19 protein-coding genes are annotated in these 19,915 nt (G+C 71.3%); 7 read left to right on the top strand and 12 right to left on the bottom strand.

Features of this window, described 5'->3' with window-relative positions; all coding sequences use genetic code 11:
• Window positions 1–32 precede the first annotated feature (32 nt).
• The 5 genes from ACLQ28_RS05425 to ACLQ28_RS05405 all read right to left on the bottom strand — a co-directional run bounded on the left by ACLQ28_RS05425 (window position 33) and on the right by ACLQ28_RS05405 (window position 5,581).
• Entirely contained in the window at window positions 33–827 is a 795-nt protein-coding gene (locus ACLQ28_RS05425; RefSeq protein ID WP_425685075.1) for a DUF3824 domain-containing protein, read from the bottom strand.
• Between the two features lie 93 nt (window positions 828–920).
• A complete protein-coding gene (locus ACLQ28_RS05420) occupies window positions 921–1,526 on the bottom strand; it encodes a DUF4178 domain-containing protein (RefSeq protein ID WP_425685074.1) in 606 nt (201 codons plus the stop codon).
• 170 nt (window positions 1,527–1,696) lie between these two features.
• On the bottom strand, window positions 1,697–2,077 hold the full coding sequence (locus tag ACLQ28_RS05415) for a hypothetical protein (protein ID WP_425685073.1): 381 nt from the start codon (window positions 2,075–2,077) through the stop codon (window positions 1,697–1,699).
• Window positions 2,078–2,258: 181 nt separating this feature from the next.
• Window positions 2,259–4,850: an ATP-dependent chaperone ClpB gene (gene clpB, locus ACLQ28_RS05410; RefSeq protein ID WP_425685072.1), complete on the bottom strand. Its 2,592-nt coding sequence runs from the start codon at window positions 4,848–4,850 to the stop codon at window positions 2,259–2,261.
• A gap of 86 nt (window positions 4,851–4,936) precedes the next feature.
• Window positions 4,937–5,581, bottom strand: a complete 645-nt coding sequence (locus ACLQ28_RS05405; protein ID WP_425685071.1) for a TetR/AcrR family transcriptional regulator — start codon at window positions 5,579–5,581, stop codon at window positions 4,937–4,939.
• 219 nt (window positions 5,582–5,800) lie between these two features.
• On the opposite strand from ACLQ28_RS05405, the gene ACLQ28_RS05400 reads away from it, so the two are divergent.
• The 3 genes from ACLQ28_RS05400 to ACLQ28_RS05390 all read left to right on the top strand — a co-directional run bounded on the left by ACLQ28_RS05400 (window position 5,801) and on the right by ACLQ28_RS05390 (window position 8,084).
• Complete coding sequence (locus ACLQ28_RS05400; RefSeq protein ID WP_124815967.1) at window positions 5,801–6,301, top strand: cation:proton antiporter regulatory subunit; 501 nt, start codon at window positions 5,801–5,803, stop codon at window positions 6,299–6,301.
• Window positions 6,302–6,306: 5 nt separating this feature from the next.
• Window positions 6,307–7,512: a cation:proton antiporter gene (locus ACLQ28_RS05395; protein WP_425685070.1), complete on the top strand. Its 1,206-nt coding sequence runs from the start codon at window positions 6,307–6,309 to the stop codon at window positions 7,510–7,512.
• Window positions 7,513–7,652: 140 nt separating this feature from the next.
• On the top strand, window positions 7,653–8,084 hold the full coding sequence (locus ACLQ28_RS05390) for a hypothetical protein (protein ID WP_425685069.1): 432 nt from the start codon (window positions 7,653–7,655) through the stop codon (window positions 8,082–8,084).
• A gap of 81 nt (window positions 8,085–8,165) precedes the next feature.
• Here ACLQ28_RS05390 and ACLQ28_RS05385 read toward each other — a convergent pair whose 3' ends face one another.
• The 5 genes from ACLQ28_RS05385 to dnaK form a co-directional block, all read right to left on the bottom strand.
• Entirely contained in the window at window positions 8,166–8,360 is a 195-nt protein-coding gene (locus tag ACLQ28_RS05385) for a hypothetical protein (RefSeq protein ID WP_425685068.1), read from the bottom strand.
• A 137-nt stretch (window positions 8,361–8,497) separates the two neighbouring features.
• Window positions 8,498–8,938, bottom strand: coding sequence for a heat shock protein transcriptional repressor HspR (locus ACLQ28_RS05380; protein ID WP_030332087.1), 441 nt, complete (start codon window positions 8,936–8,938; stop codon window positions 8,498–8,500).
• 30 nt (window positions 8,939–8,968) lie between these two features.
• Window positions 8,969–10,150, bottom strand: a complete 1,182-nt coding sequence (dnaJ, locus tag ACLQ28_RS05375; protein ID WP_425685067.1) for a molecular chaperone DnaJ — start codon at window positions 10,148–10,150, stop codon at window positions 8,969–8,971.
• Window positions 10,151–10,235: 85 nt separating this feature from the next.
• A complete protein-coding gene (gene grpE, locus ACLQ28_RS05370) occupies window positions 10,236–10,994 on the bottom strand; it encodes a nucleotide exchange factor GrpE (RefSeq protein WP_425685066.1) in 759 nt (252 codons plus the stop codon).
• A gap of 48 nt (window positions 10,995–11,042) precedes the next feature.
• A complete protein-coding gene (gene dnaK / locus ACLQ28_RS05365; protein WP_425685065.1) occupies window positions 11,043–12,914 on the bottom strand; it encodes a molecular chaperone DnaK in 1,872 nt (623 codons plus the stop codon).
• A 220-nt stretch (window positions 12,915–13,134) separates the two neighbouring features.
• Here dnaK and ACLQ28_RS05360 point away from each other — a divergent pair, with 220 nt between their 5' ends.
• Genes ACLQ28_RS05360 through ACLQ28_RS05350 form a run of 3 tightly spaced genes read left to right on the top strand, consistent with a single transcriptional unit; the run spans window position 13,135 to window position 17,938 of the window.
• A complete protein-coding gene (locus tag ACLQ28_RS05360; protein ID WP_425685064.1) occupies window positions 13,135–14,976 on the top strand; it encodes an ABC transporter in 1,842 nt (613 codons plus the stop codon).
• Window positions 14,973–16,658, top strand: a complete 1,686-nt coding sequence (locus ACLQ28_RS05355; protein ID WP_425685063.1) for a GTPase — start codon at window positions 14,973–14,975, stop codon at window positions 16,656–16,658. Before ACLQ28_RS05360 ends, ACLQ28_RS05355 begins: the two co-directional genes overlap by 4 nt.
• Before the next feature lie 56 nt (window positions 16,659–16,714).
• Window positions 16,715–17,938 carry a hypothetical protein gene (locus ACLQ28_RS05350; protein WP_425685062.1) on the top strand — a complete coding sequence of 408 codons (1,224 nt, stop codon included), beginning with the start codon at window positions 16,715–16,717 and terminating at the stop codon, window positions 17,936–17,938.
• A gap of 82 nt (window positions 17,939–18,020) precedes the next feature.
• On the opposite strand, the gene ACLQ28_RS05345 is transcribed toward ACLQ28_RS05350, so the two are convergent.
• Window positions 18,021–18,224: a phosphatase PAP2 family protein gene (locus ACLQ28_RS05345; RefSeq protein ID WP_425685061.1), complete on the bottom strand. Its 204-nt coding sequence runs from the start codon at window positions 18,222–18,224 to the stop codon at window positions 18,021–18,023.
• A gap of 29 nt (window positions 18,225–18,253) precedes the next feature.
• Complete coding sequence (locus ACLQ28_RS05340; protein ID WP_425685060.1) at window positions 18,254–18,643, bottom strand: hypothetical protein; 390 nt, start codon at window positions 18,641–18,643, stop codon at window positions 18,254–18,256.
• A 523-nt stretch (window positions 18,644–19,166) separates the two neighbouring features.
• On the opposite strand from ACLQ28_RS05340, the gene ACLQ28_RS05335 reads away from it, so the two are divergent.
• Window positions 19,167–19,439, top strand: coding sequence for a hypothetical protein (locus ACLQ28_RS05335; protein ID WP_425685059.1), 273 nt, complete (start codon window positions 19,167–19,169; stop codon window positions 19,437–19,439).
• The last annotated feature ends 476 nt before the right edge of the window (window positions 19,440–19,915 follow it).

Raw genomic sequence — 19,915 nt, 5'->3', positions numbered from 1 at the left:
GAGGGATCGTCGGCGTCGTGCTTATCCTGCGGTCAACTCGTCGACGGCGGGGTTGACCCGGGCTGGTCCGCAGGCGGCGTGTCGTCCGGCCGGTTCGCGGGCGGCGGCGGGTAGCTCGGCTCCCCACTCGACGGATAGCCCGGCTCACCGGACGACTGGGGATAGCCAGGCGCACCGGACGACTGCGGGTAGCCGGGCTGACCCGGGGCCTGCGGGTGTCCCGGGTAGCTGGCGCCCGGGGTCGGCGGCTCCCAGGCTGCGGTCGCCTTGCGGAAGAACGGGTTGGCCTTCGGCAGGGCCAGCAGGATCAGCGCCGTGACCAGCGCGATCAGGCCGATCACGGTCAGCAGGATGCTGACCGGGTTGACCCAGGAGGGCAGGGCCTCCTCCACTCGGCGCTGGATTTCCTCGGTGCTCGGCCCGTTGCCGCCCGTCTCGCCACCGGTGGTCATGCCGCCGGCCGCCCCGCTGAGCAGGCTGCCACCCAGGCAGCAGACCATGATGCCGCCGACGATCCAGGTGGTGATCCGGGCGCCGTTGCGGCCCTGGTTGTTGAACATGGCCAGGACGGCCAGGACGGCCGCGAGCACCAGCATCAGCACGCTGCTGGCGAGGCCGATGGCGAAGAAGACATCCGCCACCTGGTCGGCGTTGTCAACGGTGCTGCTCGCGTACGCGTCGCGGATCGCGTCACGCGACTTACCGATGGTGCTGAGCGTGATGATCAGGCTGATGACCTGAACTGCCAGGAACAGGTAGAGCAGGTAGCTGGAAATCGACACAATGGATGGCCGCTGGCGAGCCGGCGTGTTCTGGGAGTCGACCACGATTCTCCTTCCCTAGAGCGCGGCCCACACCGTATCGACAACCGGCCACTTCGGCACACCGTGGCGAGCCCGGCACGCTCAGCCGATTCGGGCTCAGCGCTCCCCGGGGATCGGGGGAATCGTCAGGTCAGGGGGTTCGAGCAGGTCGCCACGGGCCACCCGCCAGCCCTCTTCGCCGTACGCTTCGAAGGAGAGCCGCGCGGTGCCACCGGACTGGTAGTCGTGGTAGCGCACCGTGCCGGCCGCCGTCAGCCCGGTCTCCCCGGTGGCGGTGTAGCGCGCCTGCCCGCTCTCGGCCCAGGTGTAGCGCAGCCCGTCGAGGTCGATGGTCGGGGCGCCGGGGGTGACGGTCGCGCCAGGTTCGGCCGTCCAGAGCACCAGCTCCAGTTCGGGGCCGTCCTCCACGGAGAGCCGGTGGGGGGTGCCCGAGCCGTCGTCGAGCAGGTGCTGCACCCAACTCCAGTCGCCCTCGACCAGGCGGATCGTGCCGCTCACCGCGTACTCCCGCTCGCGGATCCGCACGCGGTCGCCCGGGGTCAGTCGCAGTGGGTCGCCGCGCAGCGACTCCGCCGTGCGGGCAACCGACGATCGTCCGCCGGGTCGGGTCGTCGCCCGCCGCGAGGCCCGCACGACGATCACGACCACAACCACCGCGAGTACGGCAAGCGCCACCACCAGGTACGTCACTGACCCGCCCACCCGACCATCTCCCCAGGTACCTCGGCGCAGACGGTAACAACCTTCGGCACCTGCGGGACCCATACCGTGATCGACAGCTCAACTACCGACGGCATCCGTGGCGTCGCCTGCTGTGCGTGATCGCGCCGTTAACGGCTGGGTGGGCGCTGGTGACCGTGTCTGCGAGTTGATCAGGCTGCGGTGAGCCGCTGGCTGGCGTAGTTGCCAAGGGTTTCGCGGTCCATCACGCAGCCGACGAAGGTGGTGAACTCGCTCGGGTCGTCCCGCAGCGACGTCCAGGCCGCCCGGGCCGCCGCCGGGTCGACCCGCTCCAGCAGCGTGGCCGCGTACGCCCGGCCGGCGGGTGTGCCGTCGGCCAGCACCCGGTCGAGCTGCCGGCGCACCTCCTCGGGGTGGTCGTCGAGGGCTGCGGCAACGCGCTCGTACGCCTCGGTCACCGGCAGAGTCGTGCCAGCGATGCCAACCCCACCGAAGGCGAGCGTGTCAGCCGACACCAACTCGTCGACGGCCGCGTCCAGTTCCCGCTCCCAAGCCTTCCGCATCCCAAACATGCCTCCACCCTTTCCCCGCCCGCCCCCACTCCACCCTGTTGATCAAGAGGTTTGCACCATGAGCGGACATTCCCCTGACGTAAAACGCCTGGCTCAGGCGCCAGGTGGTGGGGGTCAGTACCCGCGCCACTCCGTGCGGGCGTAGTCGAGGACCCTCGGGGATCGGCCCGGGTGCGACGGATCAGGCGGCGGTGACGGCCAACCCTTCCTGCGCGTCGACCAGGTCGACCTTGACGGTGTCACCGTCTCGGATCGTGCCGGACAGCAATGCCCTGGCCAACTGGTCACCGATCGCGGTCTGGACCAGGCGGCGTAGCGGACGGGCGCCGTAGATCGGGTCGTAGCCGTGCTCGGCCAGCCAACCCCGAGCGGCATCGGTGATTTCCAGGCCGAGCCTGCGGTCGGCCAGCCGCCGCCGCATCCGGTCCAGCTGGATGTCGACGATGGAACGCAGATCGTCCCCCCTCAGCGAGGCGAAGACCACGATGTCGTCCAGCCGGTTGAGGAACTCCGGCTTGAAGTGCGACCGGACCACGGCGAGGACACCCTCCCGGCGCTGCTCATCGGCCAGTGTCAGATCACTGATCACCGACGACCCGAGGTTTGACGTGAGGATCAGGATCGCGTTCCGGAAATCCACCGTGCGGCCCTGACCGTCGGTGAGCCGACCGTCGTCGAGCACCTGGAGCAGCACGTCGAAGACGTCCGGGTGCGCCTTTTCGACCTCGTCCAGCAGGATCACCGAGTACGGCCGGCGGCGCACCGCCTCGGTGAGCTGGCCACCCTCGGTGTAGCCGACGTAACCGGGCGGGGCACCCACCAGGCGAGCGACCGAGTGCTTCTCGCCGTACTCGCTCATGTCGATGCGGACCATCGCCCGCTCGTCGTCGAAGAGGAACTCGGCGAGGGCCTTGGCCAGCTCCGTCTTGCCGACACCGGTGGGGCCGAGGAAGAGGAAGCTCCCGGTCGGGCGATCCGGGTCGGCGATGCCGGCCCGGGCGCGGCGTACCGCGTCGGAGACCGCGCCGACCGCCTCGGCCTGGCCGACGACCCGGCCGCCCAGCGACTCCTCCATCCGCAGCAGCTTGGCCGTCTCGCCTTCAAGGAGGCGGCCGGCGGGGATGCCGGTCCAGGAGGCGACCACGGCGGCGATGTCGTCGGCGCCGACCTCTTCCTTGAGCATCGCCCCATCGGCCTGGAGCTGGGCCAGCTCCTCCTCGGCCTGCTTCAGCTCGACCCTGAGGGCGGGGATCCGGCCGTATCGCAGCTCGGCGGCGCGCTCCAACTCTCCGTCGCGCTCGGCCCGCTCGGCCTCACCGCCAAGGCGCTCCAGCTCCTCCTTGGCAGTGGAGAGCTTGGTGATGTGGCTCTTCTCGGTCTGCCAGCGCGCGGAGAGCACGGTGAGCTGCTCGTGCTTGTCGGCCAACTCCTTACGAAGTCGCTCCAACCGCTCGGCGGAGGCAGCGTCCGGCTCCTTGGCCAGCGCCATCTCCTCGATCTCCAGTCGGCGAACCGCCCGCTCGATCTCGTCCACCTCGACCGGCCGTGAGTCGATCTCCATCCGGAGTCGGGACGCGGACTCGTCGACCAGGTCGATCGCCTTGTCCGGCAGGAACCGGTCGGTGATGTAGCGGTCCGACAACGTCGCGGCGGCGACCAGCGCGGCGTCGGTGATGCGTACGCCGTGGTGCACCTCGTAGCGCTCCTTGAGCCCACGCAGAATGCCGATGGTGTCCTCGATCGTCGGCTCGCCGACCAGCACCGGCTGGAAACGACGCTCCAGCGCCGGGTCCTTCTCGATGTGCTCGCGGTACTCGTCCAGCGTGGTGGCACCCACCATCCGCAGCTCACCGCGGGCCAGCATCGGCTTGAGCATGTTGCCGGCGTCCATCGAGCCCTCGCCCTTGCCGGCGCCGACGACGGTGTGCAGCTCGTCGAGGAACGTGATGACCTGCCCGTTGGAGTTCTTGATCTCCTCCAGGACGGACTTCAGCCGCTCCTCGAACTGGCCGCGGTACTGCGCGCCGGCGACCATCGCGCCGAGATCCAGCGAGATCAGCTTCTTGTCGCGCAGCGACTCGGGCACATCGCCGGTGACGATCCGCTGGGCCAGACCCTCGACGATCGCGGTCTTTCCGACGCCGGGCTCGCCGATCAGCACCGGATTGTTCTTGGTACGCCGGGAGAGCACCTGGATGACGCGGCGGATCTCCGAGTCGCGGCCGATGACCGGGTCGATCTTGCCGTCCCGGGCGCTGGCGGTGAGGTCGACGCCGTACTTGGTCAGGGCCTGATAGGTCTGTTCCGGGTCGGCGGTGGTGACCCGGCGGTCCCCACCACGGACGGTCGGGAAGGCGGCGACCAGGGCCTCCTCCGTGGCACCGGCTGCCTTCAGCGCGCCGGACACCGCGCCGCCCACCCGGGCGAGGCCGGCGAGCAGGTGCTCGGTGGAGGTGTATTCGTCGCCCAACGGCCGGGCGATCTGCTCGGCGGCTCCGATGGCGTTGACGAACTCCCGAGCCAACGTCGGCTCGGCGATGCTCGAACCGCGGGCGGCCGGTAGGGCGTCGACCGCGCGCTGGGCGGCCCGGCGCAGCTCGGCGGGGTCGGCCCCGACGGCGCGCAGCAGACCGCTGGCGGTCGAGCCATCGGTGTCCAGGAGTGACAGCAGCAGGTGCCAGGGCTCCACGGTGGCGTGACCCCGCTGGTTGGCGAGTGCGACGGCGCCCGTGATGGTTTCGCGGCTCTTGGTGGTGAGTTTTTCCGTGTTCATGGGCTCCCCCGGATCGGCGTTGTCCATTGGGTTGGACACAACCAGAGTTGAGCGTATTCCGCTCAACATTAGCGCTGTGACACCCATCACTGCCGAGGGCGCCACCGCCAGTCGAACTCACCGGCGGCCGGCGGCGGGCCGGGCAGCGGGTCGGTGCCCGACACCGTCGAAAGGCCCGCCAGCAGCACCGCGAGCTGGCGACGGCGCAGCTCCCCGGTCCGCTTCGAATCGGGTACGCGCACTGCGGCGCACGCCTCCAGCAACAACCCCAGATCCTGGACGACCGCGTCGGGGCGCAGCCGCCCGCTGGCACGGGCCCGGTCGAACAGGATGGTCGCCAGCTCGTTGGCGCGCATCGCGTCCCGGCCCATCTCCTCGGTCGGCGTGAAGGTGCCGGCCAGGTGGACGGTGAGCGAGTGCACGTCGGCGTCGACCACCCCTCCCAGGAACCCGGTGAACGCGGCCCAGTCGTCCGGCTCGGTGAGGGCCGCCTCGGCCTCGGCGACGTACCGACGCAACCCGTCGTGGCAGAGCTGGCGCAACAGGTCCTCCTTGCCCGCGTACCGCCGATAGAGCGCGCTGATGCCGACGCCCGCGCGTTCGGCGACGGCGGCGATCGGCGCCTTCGGGTCGTCGAGGAAGACCGCGCGGGCGGCCTCGAGGATGACCTCGTCGTTGCGGGCGGCCTGGGCGCGGCGGCCGGCCAGCGCCTTTCCAGGAGTCGTTGACATGACCCCAGCCTAACAGTGGAACGGACCGTTCCGATCTGCTACTGGCGTTCGCGCTGACGCAGAGCCATGATCGACACGACGTCGCCGACATTGCGGCATCCGGGGTGATGGATGTCGCAATGTCGGCGATCTGGCGTGGATCAAGCCTGGACGGGGCCAACCCGAGGGGTGCCTCCATCCAAGATCCTGCCTCCGTTCAGCAAGCGCTAACCTTGATGAGTGCGAGTACGTGTTGAACAGACTGCCTTGCCGGGCATCGGGGTGCGTCACGATCTGGTGACCGAGTCCGGACGCCGTCTGGGCGTCGTTTCCCACCGCAATGGCCGCCGTGATCTCGTCCTCTACGACCCCGACGACCCCGACGCCTGCCAGGCCGACATTCCGCTGACCGACGACGAGGCCGAGGCTCTGGCCGACATCCTCGGCGCGTCGCTGATGCTCGGCCAGCTCTCCGGGCTGCGCGAGCAGGCCGCCGGTCTGCTCACCGAGCAGATCGCCATCACGGCCGGATCCCCGTACGTCAACCGCAAGCTCGGCGACACCAAGGCGCGTACCCGCACCAGCGCCTCCATCGTGGCAGTGCTGCGTGAAGGCGAAGTGATCGTTTCGCCACTCCCCTCCTTCCGCTTCGCAGCCGGCGACGTGGTGGTCGTCGTCGGGACCCGCAGGGGTCTCGACGGCGTGTCCGCCATCCTCGCCGACAGTGACCCGGACGGCTGAGGCGGATGCACGATTCCACCACCCTGCTCGTCGAAGTCGGCGCGCTGCTGCTGCTGCTTGGCGTCCTCGGTCGGCTCAGCCGCCGGGTAGGCCTGTCACCCATTCCCCTCTACCTGCTCGCCGGGCTGGCGTTCGGGCACGGTGGGCTACTTCCGCTCGCCGCCAGCGAGGAGTTCTTCGCGGTGGGCGCCGAGATCGGCGTCATCCTGCTGCTGGTGATGCTCGGCCTGGAGTACTCGGCCAACGAGCTGGTCGGCAACCTCCGGTCGGCGGCCCCGGCAGGGCTGATCGACGGCGTGTTCAACGCGCTGCCCGGCGCGGCCTTCGCCCTGCTGCTCGGCTGGGACTGGGTCGCCGCCCTGGTGCTCGGCGGCATCACCTGGGTCTCCTCCTCCGGCGTGATCGCCAAGGTCCTCGCCGACCTGGGACGACTCGGTAACCGGGAAACCCCGGTGATCCTCTCGGTGCTGGTCATCGAGGACCTGGCGATGGCGCTCTACCTGCCGCTGGTCACCGCCGTGCTGGCCGGCACCGGCCTGCTCGGTGGCGGCATCGCACTCGCCGTTGCGGTGGGCACGGTGCTGCTCGTGCTGGTCGTCGCCATCCGGTACGGCCATCTCATCTCCTCTGCCCTGTCGGCGAGGGACCCGGAGGCGCTGCTGCTCGGCGTACTCGGTCTGACCCTGCTGATCGCCGGGCTCGCGGCGAAGCTACAGGTGTCGGCGGCGGTCGGCGCGTTCCTGGTCGGCATCGCGCTCTCCGGCCCGGTGGCGCACCACGCGACCGAGTTGCTCTCGCCGCTGCGGGACCTGTTCGCGGCAGTGTTCTTCGTCTTCTTCGGCCTGGTCACCGACCCACGGGACATCCCGCCGGTGCTGCTGCCGGCGCTCGCGTTGGCCGTGGTCACCATGGCGACGAAGACGCTCACCGGTTACCTCGCCGCCCGCCGGGTCGGCATCGCGGAACCCGGTCGGTGGCGTGCCGGCCTGGCACTCGTGCCCCGAGGTGAGTTCTCCATCGTCATCGCCGGGCTCGCGGTGGCCGCCGGGAGCGTCGAGCCGCGGTTGGCGGCGCTGGCCGCGACGTACGTCCTGATCACCGTGGTGACCGGACCGATCCTGGCTCGGCTGCCGGACTTCCCGTGGTTCAAGCGGTGGCTGCGCAACCGAGCGGCGGCCCAGCGGCCGGCGCCGGTGCCGATCCACGACTGACGATCAAGCCCGACCAACGGTTGTTGAATTGCTCCGCACAGGTACTACCGCAGCACCCGACGGCGGGTTACCGTTTCGCCCCAGCAGCCAGGGTCCGCAGGCAGCGTTGCCAAACGCGGGCGAGAGCGGAAGGTTGGCCGGTGAGCGTGCAGGAGTCGACGTTCCACGGCTTCGCCAACCCCGTCGATCCGACTCCGGCGGAGTTGCGGGCGTGGGCGTACCAGCCCGATTCGGTGCCGTTGGCTTCCATGCCACCCGACTGGGACCTGCTGGTCTCCGGCGACCAACTGGTGCTGACGCTCTTCGCGTTGGCGATGGATCCGACCTGCCCGGCCCGGCGTTTCGCGCTGCACTGTCTCTACATCTACGCGGCCGACGGCATCCGGACGAACTTCCGCGCACACCCCAAGCGCCGCTTCCGCAAGATCGTCGAGCAGGCCGAGCGTAACGGCGACGAGCTGATGAAGATCTGGGCACACAACGGGCGGGTGCTGCTGGCCCGACCGGATCTGTTCGTCTACCGGGACTGGTGCGAGGGCGGCCTGGTCCGCGAGAACCGCCGCCTCGGCTGAACTGCTGGCTTCGCTTCACCACTCCTGACGGCGAACGAGCCGGGACCCCCCGTGAGTCCCGGCCCGCACGTCGGTCACCGATCAGTCCTGCTTGCCTTCACTCTCGGCTCGGGCCCTGTCGCCGCCGCGGTCGCCCTGTTCGGCGAACCGACCCGCGACGACCCGGTCCCGGTAGGTCCCCTCGGTCACCTTGTCGAACTTCTTGCGGACGGTTTCGGCCAGGTCTTCCAGCCGGTCCTCCGTCTGCTGTGCAACCTTCTTCGCCGGCTCCGCCATCGCTCCCCCTCGCCATGCCGGTAGGTCCGTATTAAGCCGGTTGGACCCGTAATGAAAGGCTAACTGAAGCGGCCCGAACCGCGCCGGGGAATCCGGTGCGATCCGGGCCGAGGAAACAGATCCGAGAAAGCGGCAGGTCAACGATCGGGCGTACGGCGCGGTCGCCAGACCACCAGCGCGGTGGACGTGCGATTGGTCGGCACCAGATCCCGGCCCGGGAAGCGGGCGAGTGATTCCAGCTCGGCCACCCGGCGGTACGCGGCGTCCAACTCCGCCTCCAGCCGGGCCACCCGCTGCTGCGCCTGCTCCAGCAGCCGCTCCAGCCCGATGATCCGCTTGACGCCGGCCAGGTTGATCCCGTCGTCCTGGCTGAGCCGCTGCACCTCGCGCAGCAGCACCACGTCGCGGACGCTGTACCGACGACCACCGCCAGCGGCCCGGCCAGGCTGCACCAGCCCCAGCCGGTCGTACTGGCGCAGGGTCTGTGGGTGCATTCCCGCCATCCGAGCCGCGACCGAGATCATCAGCACTTTGGCCTCGTAGGCAGGGTCACCCGAACCGAGGAACTCGCCCGACATCCCGCTCACCTCCGCGTCCATTTCACCGGACTAACCGACCCGACGCACCCGCGCGTCGAGATGTTCCCGGGCCGCCGGCGGACTCTGCTCGGCGAACGCCTCCAACGCCGTGCGCGCCTCGTCGGACAACCGAGCGGGCACCACCACATCCAACGTGACAAGCAGGTCGCCCGCCTGCCCGTCGCGGCGAACCACACCCTTGCCCCGGGCGCGGAGCACTCGCCCGCTCGGCGTCCCCGGCGGAACCCGCAGGGTCACCGCGCCGTCGAGCGTGGGCACCCGCAGGTCCGTGCCGAGCACGGCCTCCGCGAAGGTGACCGGCACGCTCAGCGTCAGGTCGTCGCCGGTACGCCCGAACAGCTCATCCGGCCGAACCTTGACCTGCACGAACAGGTCGCCAGCAGGGCCGCCGCGTTCGCCTGGCTCACCGCGCCCGGCCAGCCGGATCCGCTGACCGTCGGCCACCCCGGCCGGGAAGCGCACGTTCATGGTGCGGGTCTTGGTGACACCGCCACTGCCGTGGCACTCCGGGCACTTCTCCTCGACCACGGTGCCGACGCCCTGACAATTGCGGCACGGCTCGGAGAAGCTGAACGACCCCTGGTTGCGGGTCGTCACGCCGGCACCATGGCAAACCGTGCAGGTACGCGGCTGGGTGCCGGGCTTGGCTCCGTTGCCATGACAGGTTTCGCAGACCCCCGGCGCGCGCAGCGTCAGGGGCACCGTCACCCCTCGCACCGCGTCACCGAAGTCCAGCGCCACTTCGGTCTCCACGTCCCGACCACGGCCCGGACCGCGCGGCGCCGCCTGCCCACCGGCCTGATTGCCGGTGAAGATCGAGCTGAACAGGTCCTGGAAGCCGCCGCCTCCGAAGCGACGGTCACCGCCCCCGCCGCCGCCGAACATGTCGGAGACGTCGAACGGCATGCCGCCCGGCTGGCCCTCGCCTCGGGCGTTGCGTCGGAACGCACCCGAGCCGAACAGGGAGCGCATCTCGTCGTACTCGCGACGGCGGCCGGAGTCCGACAGCACGTTGTACGCCTCGGACGCGGCCTTGAACCGCTCCTCGGCCTTGGGGTCGCCCGGGTTGTGGTCCGGGTGCGACTCCCGGGCCAGCTTGCGGTACGCCTTCTTGATGTCATCCGCGGAGGCGGCCTTGTCCACGCCGAGCACGGCGTAGAAGTCCTTCTCGATCCAGTCCTTTGAACTCACCGGTCCACCCCCTTTCGACAGTTGCGGCCCGGCCGTCCCGCCCACCGCTGCGCGGTGGGCGGGACGGCCCGGTCACTGTCTCGCACTATTCCGGGTCCGCGACCGCGACCAGCGCAGGGCGCAGCAGCCGCTCACCGAGCTGGTAGCCGCGCCGCATGACCTGTACGCAGGTCGACTCGCTGACCTCGGCCGAGGTCTGGTGCGCGACCGCCTCGTGTCGGGTCGGGTCGAACGGATCGCCCTGTTCGCCGAAGGCGTTCAGGCCGAACTTGCCCAGCGCGGTGGTGAGCTGTTCCGCCACCGTGCCGAACGGCCCGACCAGGTCGCCATGTTCCCGTGCCCGGTCCAGGTCGTCCAGGATCGGCAGCAGCGCGGCCAGAACCGAACCGGTCGCCTGCTCCTGCACCAGGTTGCGGTCCCGGTCGACCCGCTTGCGGTAGTTGGCGTACTCCGCCGACACCCGCTGCAGATCCCTGGTCCGCTCGTCCAACTCGGCCCGGAGCGCCTCCAGCTCAGCGCCGAGCGAGTTGCCCGCGCCGCCGCCGTCCACCGGCTGCGCCGGGGCGTCCACCACCGCCGGACCGGACGGCTCCGGACCGTCGGTCGAGTTGACCTCGACCTCGATCTCGTCGACCACGACCTCGGCGTCCTCAACCAGGCCCTCGGCTGGTACGCCGGTCTCCGCGTCGGCTGCGGTCCCCTCCGGCTCGGAGGTGTCGACGAGCTTGCGGTTGTTGCGGATGACGACCCGCTCCCCGTCGCCGTTGGTCGGCTCCGTGGGCGCGGAGCCACCCGGCGTCGACCCGGTGTCGCCCGGGTCGGCGGCTCGTGGCTTCTGCGTCATGCGGCTACCTCATCCCCTTCGCCGTAAATACGTGTCGGAGGCCGACGGTCACTTCTTGCCGTCCTCGTCCACGATTTCCGCGTCGACCACGTCGTCGGCGCCGCCGGCCTGCGCGCCAGCCTGTGGGCCGGTCGCCCCGGTCGCACCCGGTCCGGCCTCGCCACCCGGCTGCTGACCCTGCTCGGCCTGCTGGGAGTAGAGCAGCGAACCGGCCTGCTGGGAGACCTGCGCCAGCTTCTCGTGCGCGGACTTGATCTTCTCGATGTCCTGACCGCCGAGGGCACCACGCAGCTCGCCGAGCGCCTCGGTGAGCTGCTCCCGGTTCTCACTGGGCAGCTTGTCGCCGCTCTCGGCGAGGAACTTCTCGGTCTGCCACTGGAGCGCCTCGGCCACGTTGCGGGTCTCGGCGTCGTCGCGGCGGCGCTTGTCCTCCTCCGCGTGCTCCTCGGCGTCCCGGCGCATCCGCTCGATGTCGTCCTTCGGCAGCGAAGAGCCGCCGGTGATCGTCATCTTCTGTTCCTTGCCGGTGCCCAGGTCCTTGGCGTGCACGTTGACGATGCCGTTGGCGTCGATGTCGAAGGCGACCTCGATCTGCGGCACACCGCGCGGCGCCGGCGGGAGGCCGGTCAGCTCGAAGGTGCCGAGCTTCTTGTTGTAGGCCGCGATCTCCCGCTCACCCTGGAAGACCTGGATCAGCACCGACGGCTGGTTGTCGTCCGCCGTGGTGAAGACCTCGGAGCGCTTGGTCGGGATTGTGGTGTTGCGCTCGATCAGCTTGGTGAAGATGCCGCCCTTGGTCTCGATGCCCAGGCTCAGCGGGGTCACGTCGAGCAGCAGGACGTCCTTGACCTCGCCCTTGAGCACACCGGCCTGGAGGGCGGCGCCGACGGCGACCACCTCGTCCGGGTTGACGCCCTTGTTGGGGTCGCGACCGGTGAGCTGCTTGACCAGGTCGGTCACGGCGGGCATCCGGGTCGAGCCGCCGACCAGGATGACGTGCTCGACGTCGGAGATCTTGATCCCGGCGTCCTTCACGGCCTGCTCGAACGGGCCCTTGCAACGGTCCAGCAGGTCCTGCGTCATCCGCTGGAACTCGGCGCGGCTGAGCGTCACGTCGAGGTGCAGCGGGCCGGCCGCGCCGGCCGTGATGTACGGCAGGTTGATGTTGGTGGTGGTGGCGGCGGACAGCTCGATCTTGGCCTTCTCGGCCGCCTCGCGGAGCCGCTGGAGGGCCATCTTGTCCTGACCCAGGTCGATGCCGTGCTCACCACGGAAGGTCTTCACCAGGTGGTCGATGATCCGCTGGTCCCAGTCGTCGCCACCGAGCTGGTTGTCACCGCTTGTCGACTTGACCTCGACGACGCCCTCGGCCAGCTCCAGCAGCGACACGTCGAAGGTGCCGCCGCCGAGGTCGAAGACCAGGACGGTCTGCTCCTTGGAGCCCTTGTCCAGCCCGTACGCCAGGGCGGCCGCGGTCGGCTCGTTGACGATCCGCAGCACGTTGAAGCCGGCGATCTCACCGGCCTCCTTGGTGGCCTGGCGCTGGCTGTCGTTGAAGTAGGCCGGGACGGTGATCACCGCGTCGGTGATCTGCTCGCCCAGGTACGCCTCGGCGTCCCGCTTGAGCTTCATCAGCGTCCGGGCCGAGATCTCCTGCGGGGTGTACTTCTTGCCGTCGATGTCGACGGACCAGTTCGTGCCGACCTCGCGCTTGACCGACCGGATCGTCCGGTCCGGGTTGGTCACCGCTTGGCGCTTGGCGACCTCACCGACGAGCACCTCGCCGTTGCGGGCGAACGCGACGATCGACGGAGTCGTCCGCGACCCCTCAGCGTTGGCGATGACGGTGGGTTCACCGCCCTCGAGAACGCTGACGCAGGAGTTCGTCGTGCCGAGGTCGATACCGACCGCACGTGCCATCTTCGCTTCCTCGCTTCGTAAGGTTGTGCAGGTGACGGGCATCGCCCGCGGGCTGCCTGGCGAGCACCGCCCGCAGCGGGCCCCACCACAAGTTGAGTGAACTTGACTCAATAGTGCCACGCGTTGGCGAATCGTCAAGTTGGGTTGAGTCAACCCGACGCAACCCAGCCGTTTTACCGTCCGGTTGTCTTCCCTTGCGTCGGTCGGGCACGCTTTAGCGGTGACGACGCACGGCGATTCCGCCACCCGTTCCGGCGCGCCCGCCGTCGCAGCCCGCACCGGCCCGCTGGACGCCGCGGAGGAGCCGCCCGCCACCACCGGGGACGACAGCCTCCCCGGCGCACTGTCGGGCCTCCGGGAGGCGATCGGTGCGACCCGGTATTCCCTCGCACTGCCCTCCGCCAGCTCCGCCCGGCACACCGCCACGGCCCTCACCGACCAACTCGACGACTACCTGCTGCCCCGGCTCGCCCGGCTGGACGCCCCCCTTCTCGTGGTGGTCGGCGGCTCCACCGGCGCGGGCAAGTCGACCCTGGTCAACAGCCTGGTCAAGGCCCGAGTCAGCGCCGCCGGCGTGCTCCGGCCCACCACCCGCTCCCCGGTGCTGGTCTGCAACCCCTCAGACGCGGCCTGGTTTCGGCAGGGTGACCTGCTCCCCGGGCTGACCCGCACCACCGAGCCGAGTGACGATCCGCGTGCCCTGCACCTCGTCACCGCCCCGGCCCTGCCCGCCGGGCTGGCCTTCCTCGACGCGCCCGACATCGACTCGGTGGTCGACGCCAACCGGGCCCTCGCCACCCAACTGCTGGCCGCCGCCGATCTCTGGCTCTTCGTCACCACCGCCTCCCGGTACGCCGACGCGGTGCCCTGGGAGCTGCTGCGCAGCGCCCGGGCGCGAGGCGCGGTGATCGCCATGGTGCTGGACCGGGTGCCCGCGGAAGCCACCGACGAGATCGCCGCGCACCTGACCGAGATGCTCGCCGAACAGGGCCTCGACCGGGCGCCGCTGTTCGTGTTGCCGGAGACCTGGGTCGACGGTCAGGGGCTGCTGCCCGAGGGCGTGACCGCCTCGCTGGCCGACTGGTTCGCCCGACTGGCCGGCGACGCGGACGCTCGAGCCGCGGTGGTCCGCCAGACGCTCGACGGCGCGCTGGCCGCGCTCCACCCCGCCGTCGAGGAGCTGGCCGACGCCGCCGACGAACAGGTCGCCGCCGCCGACGGGCTGGACGAACGGGTCCGGGCCGCGTACCGGGGTGCCGAGCGCACCGTCGAGCAGGGGCTTCAGGACGGCCGGCTGCTCCGGGGGGAGGTGCTCGCCCGCTGGCAGGAGTTCGTCGGCACCGGGGAGCTCTTCCGCACCCTGGAAGCACGGATCGGCCGCTTCCGGGACCGCGTCGTAGCCGCTGTCACCGGCCGGCCGGCACCCGCCGTCGAGCTGCGCAACGCCATCGAGTCGCAACTGGTCACACTGCTGCGCGGGGTGGCCTCCGAGGCCGCCGAATCCGCGTACACCGGGTGGAAGGCACACCCGGCGGGCGCCGGGCTGCTCGATCCGGCGCTCGCCCACCCGAGCGACGACCTGCCGGAACGCGCCGAACGAATGGTCCGGGACTGGCAGCGCGGGGTGCTGGAGCTGGTCCGGGTCGAGGGCGGCGACAAGCGGTTCGTGGCCCGCACCGCCGCGTACGCGGTCAACGCCACCGGGTTGGCCGTGATGATCGCCGTGTTCGCCTCGACCGCGTTCATCCCGACCGGGCTGGAGGTGGCCGCCGGGGCCGGCACCACAGTCGCCGCGCAGGCCGTACTCCAGGCGATCTTCGGCGACCAGGCGGTGCGTACCCTTGCCGCCAAGGCCCGCGCCGACCTGCTGGCCCGGGTGCGGACGCTGCTGGACGCGGAGGCCGACCGCTTCCTCAGCCGCACCGCCGACGCCCGCCCCGCCGCGGATGCCAGCGACAGGCTGCGCCGGGCCGCCGGCCGGGTCGAGCTGGCCCGGCACCGCAGCGGCCTGTCCGCCGGCGGGGACACCCAGCCGTCGGGCGACGAGGAGGAGACCCGGTGACCAACATCACCGGCCGGGTACGCGAGGCGTTCCGCGGCGACCAGCGGATCGACGCCGACGCGTTGATCGACCGACTGGATGCGGTACGCCGCTTCCTGACCGCAGTGGACGGCCTGCTGCCCGACTCCGACCTGGTGCCCGCACACACCCTGGTCGAGCGGGCCGGCACCCGGCTCGCGCTGTCCCGGGACCACACCGTGGTCGCACTGGCCGGGGCCACCGGCAGCGGCAAGTCCAGCCTCTTCAACGCGTTGGCCCAACTGGAACTCTCGCCGGTCGGGGTCCGCCGGCCAACCACCGGCGTCACCCACGCCTGCGTGTGGGGCCCGCTGGAGGGCGCCAGCCGTCTCCTCGACTGGATCGGCGTACTGCCACGACACCGCTTCGTCCGGGAGAGCGCCCTGGACGCGGACGACGAGACGGCGCTGCACGGGCTGATCCTGCTCGACCTGCCCGACTTCGACTCGGTGCAGCGGTCGCACCGGCTCGAGGTGGACCGGCTCCTCGGCCTGGTCGACCAGGTGATCTGGGTGGTCGACCCGCAGAAGTACGCCGATCGGGTCATTCACGACAGCTACCTGCGCGAGTTCCACAGGCACCGCGACGTCACCCTGGTCGTGCTCAACCAGGCCGATCGGCTGTCCCCGGCCGAGTTGCCCCGGGTCCTGGACGACCTGCGCCGCCTGCTCGACACCGACGGGCTGACCGGTGTGCCGCTGCTGTCCACCACCGCCATCGACCCGGCCGGAATGGTCGGGCTGCGCGGCGCGCTGGAGCGTACGGTCGCCGAGCGGCAGGCCGCGCTGCGGCGACTCGCCGGTGACGTCGACTCGGTCGTCGCCGGGTTGGACGAGCTGGTCGGTTCGGCCCGGCCGGCGGGTGGGCCGGACGACTCAGCGGTCGACGGGCTGAACCGGGCGTTGGCCGGGGCAGCCGGCGTGCCTGCGGTCACCGAGGCGGTGGAGCAGGCATACCGGCACCGCGCCGGTGCGGCCACCGGCTGGCCCGTGGTCCGGGGCTGGCGACGGTTGCGACCCGACCCGCTGCGTCGGCTGCACCTGCCCGGCCCGTCCGAAGACCGGGCCGACCCGGCGGAGAGTCTGGTCGCGGCCACCTCGGTCCCGGACCCGACGGCCGCCCAACGCTCGGCGCTTGGTCTCGCGATCCGCGCGGTGGCCGATCGGGCCGCCACCGACCTACCCGCCGCCTGGCCTGGCGCGGTGACCTCCGCCGCCCGGTCCCGCCTCGGCGACCTGCCGGACGCACTGGACCGCACGATCGCCGGCACCGACCTCGGCCTGGGCCGTCGACCGCTGTGGTGGCGGGTCGTCGGCGGTGTGCAGTGGTTGGTCACCCTCGCTGCCGTGGTCGGGCTGGGCTGGCTGGTGCTCGGCTACGCGCTGCGGGCGCTCGGCCTGCCTGCGCTGGACAACCCGATGGTCGGTCAGGTGCCGCTGCCCACCCTGCTGCTGCTCGGTGGCCTGTTGGCCGGGCTGCTGGTGGCGGCGCTGACCCGGCCGGTGGTGCGCTGGGCTGCTCGGCGCGCCCGGGCCCGCGCCGAGGAGCGGCTGACGGCGAAGGTCGCCCGGGTGGGCGAGGAGTACGTCCTGACACCGGTGCGGATCGTGCTCGGCTCGTACGCGCAGGCGCGCGACGCGCTGCGGGACGCCGGCCGCCGCTGACGCCCCCGCGACTCGCTACCGCTCTCCGTACGCCCTGGGCGGCGTAGGGTCGAAGCATGGCCACGCCTGAGACCCCCTACGACGCGGTGCTGCACGCCGCACGCGACGTGACCAAGCTGGAGTCCGCCCTCGACGCCGAGATGCTCGGCAGCGCCCTACTGGGCAGTGTCTATGCGATCGCGGAGACCGACCGCGACACCGCCGTACGGGAGTTCGTCACCGGGTTCCTCGCCGCCACCGCCCGCCGCCGGATCGCGGCGGCGACCACCATCCGGCAGGTCTTCGCCGCGCTCGTCCCGGACGCCGACGGCACCGAGCGCGTGCGTCCGGGCAGCCAGGCGCCCGCCTGGTCCGGGCAGCTCGGCCGGGTGCACCTCACCGGCACCTGGGCGTACGGCGACGTGTACGGCGACCAGACCTCCTACCTCGCTACCTTCGCCTACGACGACGCCTCCGGCGGTGCCGAGCACGCATTGGTGGCCCTCGTGGACCACAACATCGGGATCACCAAGGACATCTTCGTCGGCGGGCCGGCGGAGAGGATCCTGGACCAGGTCCGACAGATGTGCGCCGACGACGAGTTGACCTGGTTCCGTGCCGAAAACCCGGCCCGGCTCCGTGGCGAGGTGGCCCGCCACCTCGCGGTGACCGACGACCTGAGCGAGCTACCCGACGAGGGTTCCCTCTCGACCGACCGGGCGCTGGTCGGTGCCCGGCTGGCGATGCTGCCCACCGCGGCCGGCCCGACCGGCCCGGCCGAGGTCGAGCCGCTCTCCGCTGCCGAGCGCACCGACCTGGTCCGGCGGTTCCTAGCCGCACCGGAGGCCGCCCGTTTCGGGCTGGACACCGTCGACGGCCCGGAACTGGCCTCACTGCACTTCTGTCTGAGCCTGGTGCTGGACCACTCGGCGAGCTTCCCGGACGGCGACCCGATGCGCTGGAGCCCAGCCGTGTCCGGGCTCTTCCTGCTCGACTGGGTGCACCGCCGCGCCGTGCTGGACATGGACGACGCGGCGATGCTGCCCCGGGTGCTGCGCGCCTGGGCACGGTACGCGTCCCGCCAGCGCGGGTTGCCCGAGGCGGCGGCGACGCGCACCGACGAGGCGATCGAGGAGATGGTGCCGGAGTTCGCCCGCCTCTACTCCACGGGTGAGCGGCGTAGCCCGGCGACCGCCGCGGTGGCGCAGCTGATGGCCGACGGGGTGGACCCGGACGACCCGGCCGCCCTGGACGCCTGGATCGAGGCGAACCGGCACCGCCTCGCCGACGACGGGGCCTGACGATGTCCGGGGCGGGCGGCACCGCGCCGCCCACCCCGGGCCCGCCCAAACGCAGCGGGCCTCGATAGAGAGCTGGCCTCGGTCAGCGCAGCGCGCCGAAGACCGTTGCGGCGATCAGCGCGCCGAGCACACCACCGGCGAGCACCTGCGGCACCGTGTGGTCCCGCAGTCGCACCCTGGACCAACCGACCAACGCCAGCAGCGGCGCTGCGACGACCAGCCGGGGCCCGAAGGTCAGCATCAGGATGACCAGCGCGCCGGCGGCCACTGCCGAGTGGATCGACATTTTCCACCAGTGGCTCACCGACACGGCGACTACGAGCCGACCATCCCGGCCACTGCCAGCGCCAGCAGCGGGCGGGGCCCGCCGAGCACGGCGAGCACGGCGAGCCCTCCCGCGACCGCAGCGAGGCCGACCAGCAGCGGCGCCCGGCGCTGTTCCCGGCGGCCGACGTGGTGATCGGTGAGACGGCCACGGCGTACCCCGCCGACGATGTAGGCGAACGGAATGCCGGTGACGACGAGCGTGGCGAGCAGACCCCAGACAAGGCCCTCACCCGGACGGCGTGCGCTGTGCCAGCTCACGGTGAGGATCAGCAGTGACACGAGCACGGCCGGAGCGGTCACCTCGGTCACCAGCCGGGCGATCCGCAGCCCTGGGCCGGGCCGGGTGGTGACCGGGCGGAGTTCCGCACCGCCGCCCACGCCACCCCCTCCGGTATGCGCCTACCGCCGAAACACCGCCGGCACCGGATGAGCCGTGCCTGATCGTCACCGTACCGTCGGGGTCACCGTGGGGTGCGTTGGTCCGTCCAGTGGGGACCCGCTCACCGTGGGCGTTGAAGGGTCGGCCGGGGGCGACGGGACTGCTGGGCTGGGCCGTCTGGTCGGTGCAGCCGGGGTGGCGGGCGGTGCGGGTGTGACGACCGGCACGGACGGGGCACTGCTCGGCACAGCGGTCACAGTCGGGGCGCCCGTCGGCGAGGGTGTCGGGTCCGCCGTGGGCGTCGGGTCCAGCGTGGGCGTCGGATCCGCTGTGGGCGTCGGATCCACCGTCTGGGTCGGGCTCGGCTCGGGTTCCGCCGTGCCAGGATCCGTCGGCTGAGGATCCGCCGGGTCGGTCGGCGGTGGTGGGTCGGGCGGGGGGAAGGCGGGTGTGGTGCCCCGGGTGGGCTTCGGTGCCAGCGGCGGGTAGGTCGCAGGCCAGACGGGCTCCCGGTCGGTCCCCGTGGGCTCCAACGGCGGCCCTCCCGAGGTACGCCGGGGAGCAGCGGGCAACCACCCGCTGGCCGGGCCGACACTGGGTGTGCCCGGTGGCGGGAGCGCCGGCTGGCTGGTCACCGGCAGCGGGATCACGACCGGCCCGACCGACGGGGTCGGGATGAACGGGGTGCTGCTGTCCGGCAGCGCGGTGCTGCCCGGGGTGGCCGAACCCGCGCTGATCGCGGCGAGAATGGGCATCGACGCGGTGCCGGCCAGCAGTGCGACGGTGAGCAGGTAACCCTTGGTGGGACCGCCTGCGCCGGGGGCACGGTGGACACCGACCACCCGGCGGTAGCCACCGGCCGACCGGTGCCGGCCGAGCGCTGGTGTGCCGGGACCGTCGCCTGGCTCGTACACCACTCACCCCTTGTCGTCGGCCGCCGGAGGACATGGATGGACGCCGCTGGGCAGAAAGCCGGCATATGACCCGATAGGCGCGATCCTGCGGGAATCAGCCTGGCCCAGTCACCCTGCGTCAGCCAACCTCCACCGCGTGTCGACACGCGGAGCTGACCGAACGGTGACGAATCGTCACCGGAACGCCCTGGCAACGCAGGCCGGCATGATGGCGACAAACAGCGTCAAAGGGTGAGCGGTCGGAATGCGGGGCAGGCGTACTGTGGGCGCGCTCACCTGCTCTGCGAATATGGAGCACGACGGCAACGCAGCCGTGACCTCCGTGCACCCTCGCGGCAGGCGCGGTTGTGCGCCGGC

The organism is Micromonospora sp. DT201 (genome assembly GCF_049841575.1).
Lineage (GTDB): Bacteria > Actinomycetota > Actinomycetes > Mycobacteriales > Micromonosporaceae > Micromonospora.
The sequence above is the reverse complement of the archived record's forward strand: the minus strand, read 5'-3'. Positions and strand labels throughout refer to the sequence as shown.

Excerpts from the sequence above, each read along its gene's own strand:
- ACLQ28_RS05385 (WP_425685068.1), bottom strand. The coding sequence starts at position 8,360 with ATGGCGGAGCCGGCGAAGAAGGTTGCACAGCAGACGGAGGACCGGCTG.
- ACLQ28_RS05380 (WP_030332087.1), bottom strand. The coding sequence starts at position 8,938 with ATGTCGGGCGAGTTCCTCGGTTCGGGTGACCCTGCCTACGAGGCCAAA.
- ACLQ28_RS05395 (WP_425685070.1), top strand. The coding sequence starts at position 6,307 with ATGCACGATTCCACCACCCTGCTCGTCGAAGTCGGCGCGCTGCTGCTG.
- ACLQ28_RS05350 (WP_425685062.1), top strand. The coding sequence starts at position 16,715 with ATGGCCACGCCTGAGACCCCCTACGACGCGGTGCTGCACGCCGCACGC.
- dnaK (WP_425685065.1), bottom strand. The coding sequence starts at position 12,914 with ATGGCACGTGCGGTCGGTATCGACCTCGGCACGACGAACTCCTGCGTC.
- ACLQ28_RS05415 (WP_425685073.1), bottom strand. The coding sequence starts at position 2,077 with ATGTTTGGGATGCGGAAGGCTTGGGAGCGGGAACTGGACGCGGCCGTC.
- clpB (WP_425685072.1), bottom strand. The coding sequence starts at position 4,850 with ATGAACACGGAAAAACTCACCACCAAGAGCCGCGAAACCATCACGGGC.
- ACLQ28_RS05345 (WP_425685061.1), bottom strand. The coding sequence starts at position 18,224 with ATGTCGATCCACTCGGCAGTGGCCGCCGGCGCGCTGGTCATCCTGATG.
- ACLQ28_RS05405 (WP_425685071.1), bottom strand. The coding sequence starts at position 5,581 with ATGTCAACGACTCCTGGAAAGGCGCTGGCCGGCCGCCGCGCCCAGGCC.
- grpE (WP_425685066.1), bottom strand. The coding sequence starts at position 10,994 with ATGACGCAGAAGCCACGAGCCGCCGACCCGGGCGACACCGGGTCGACG.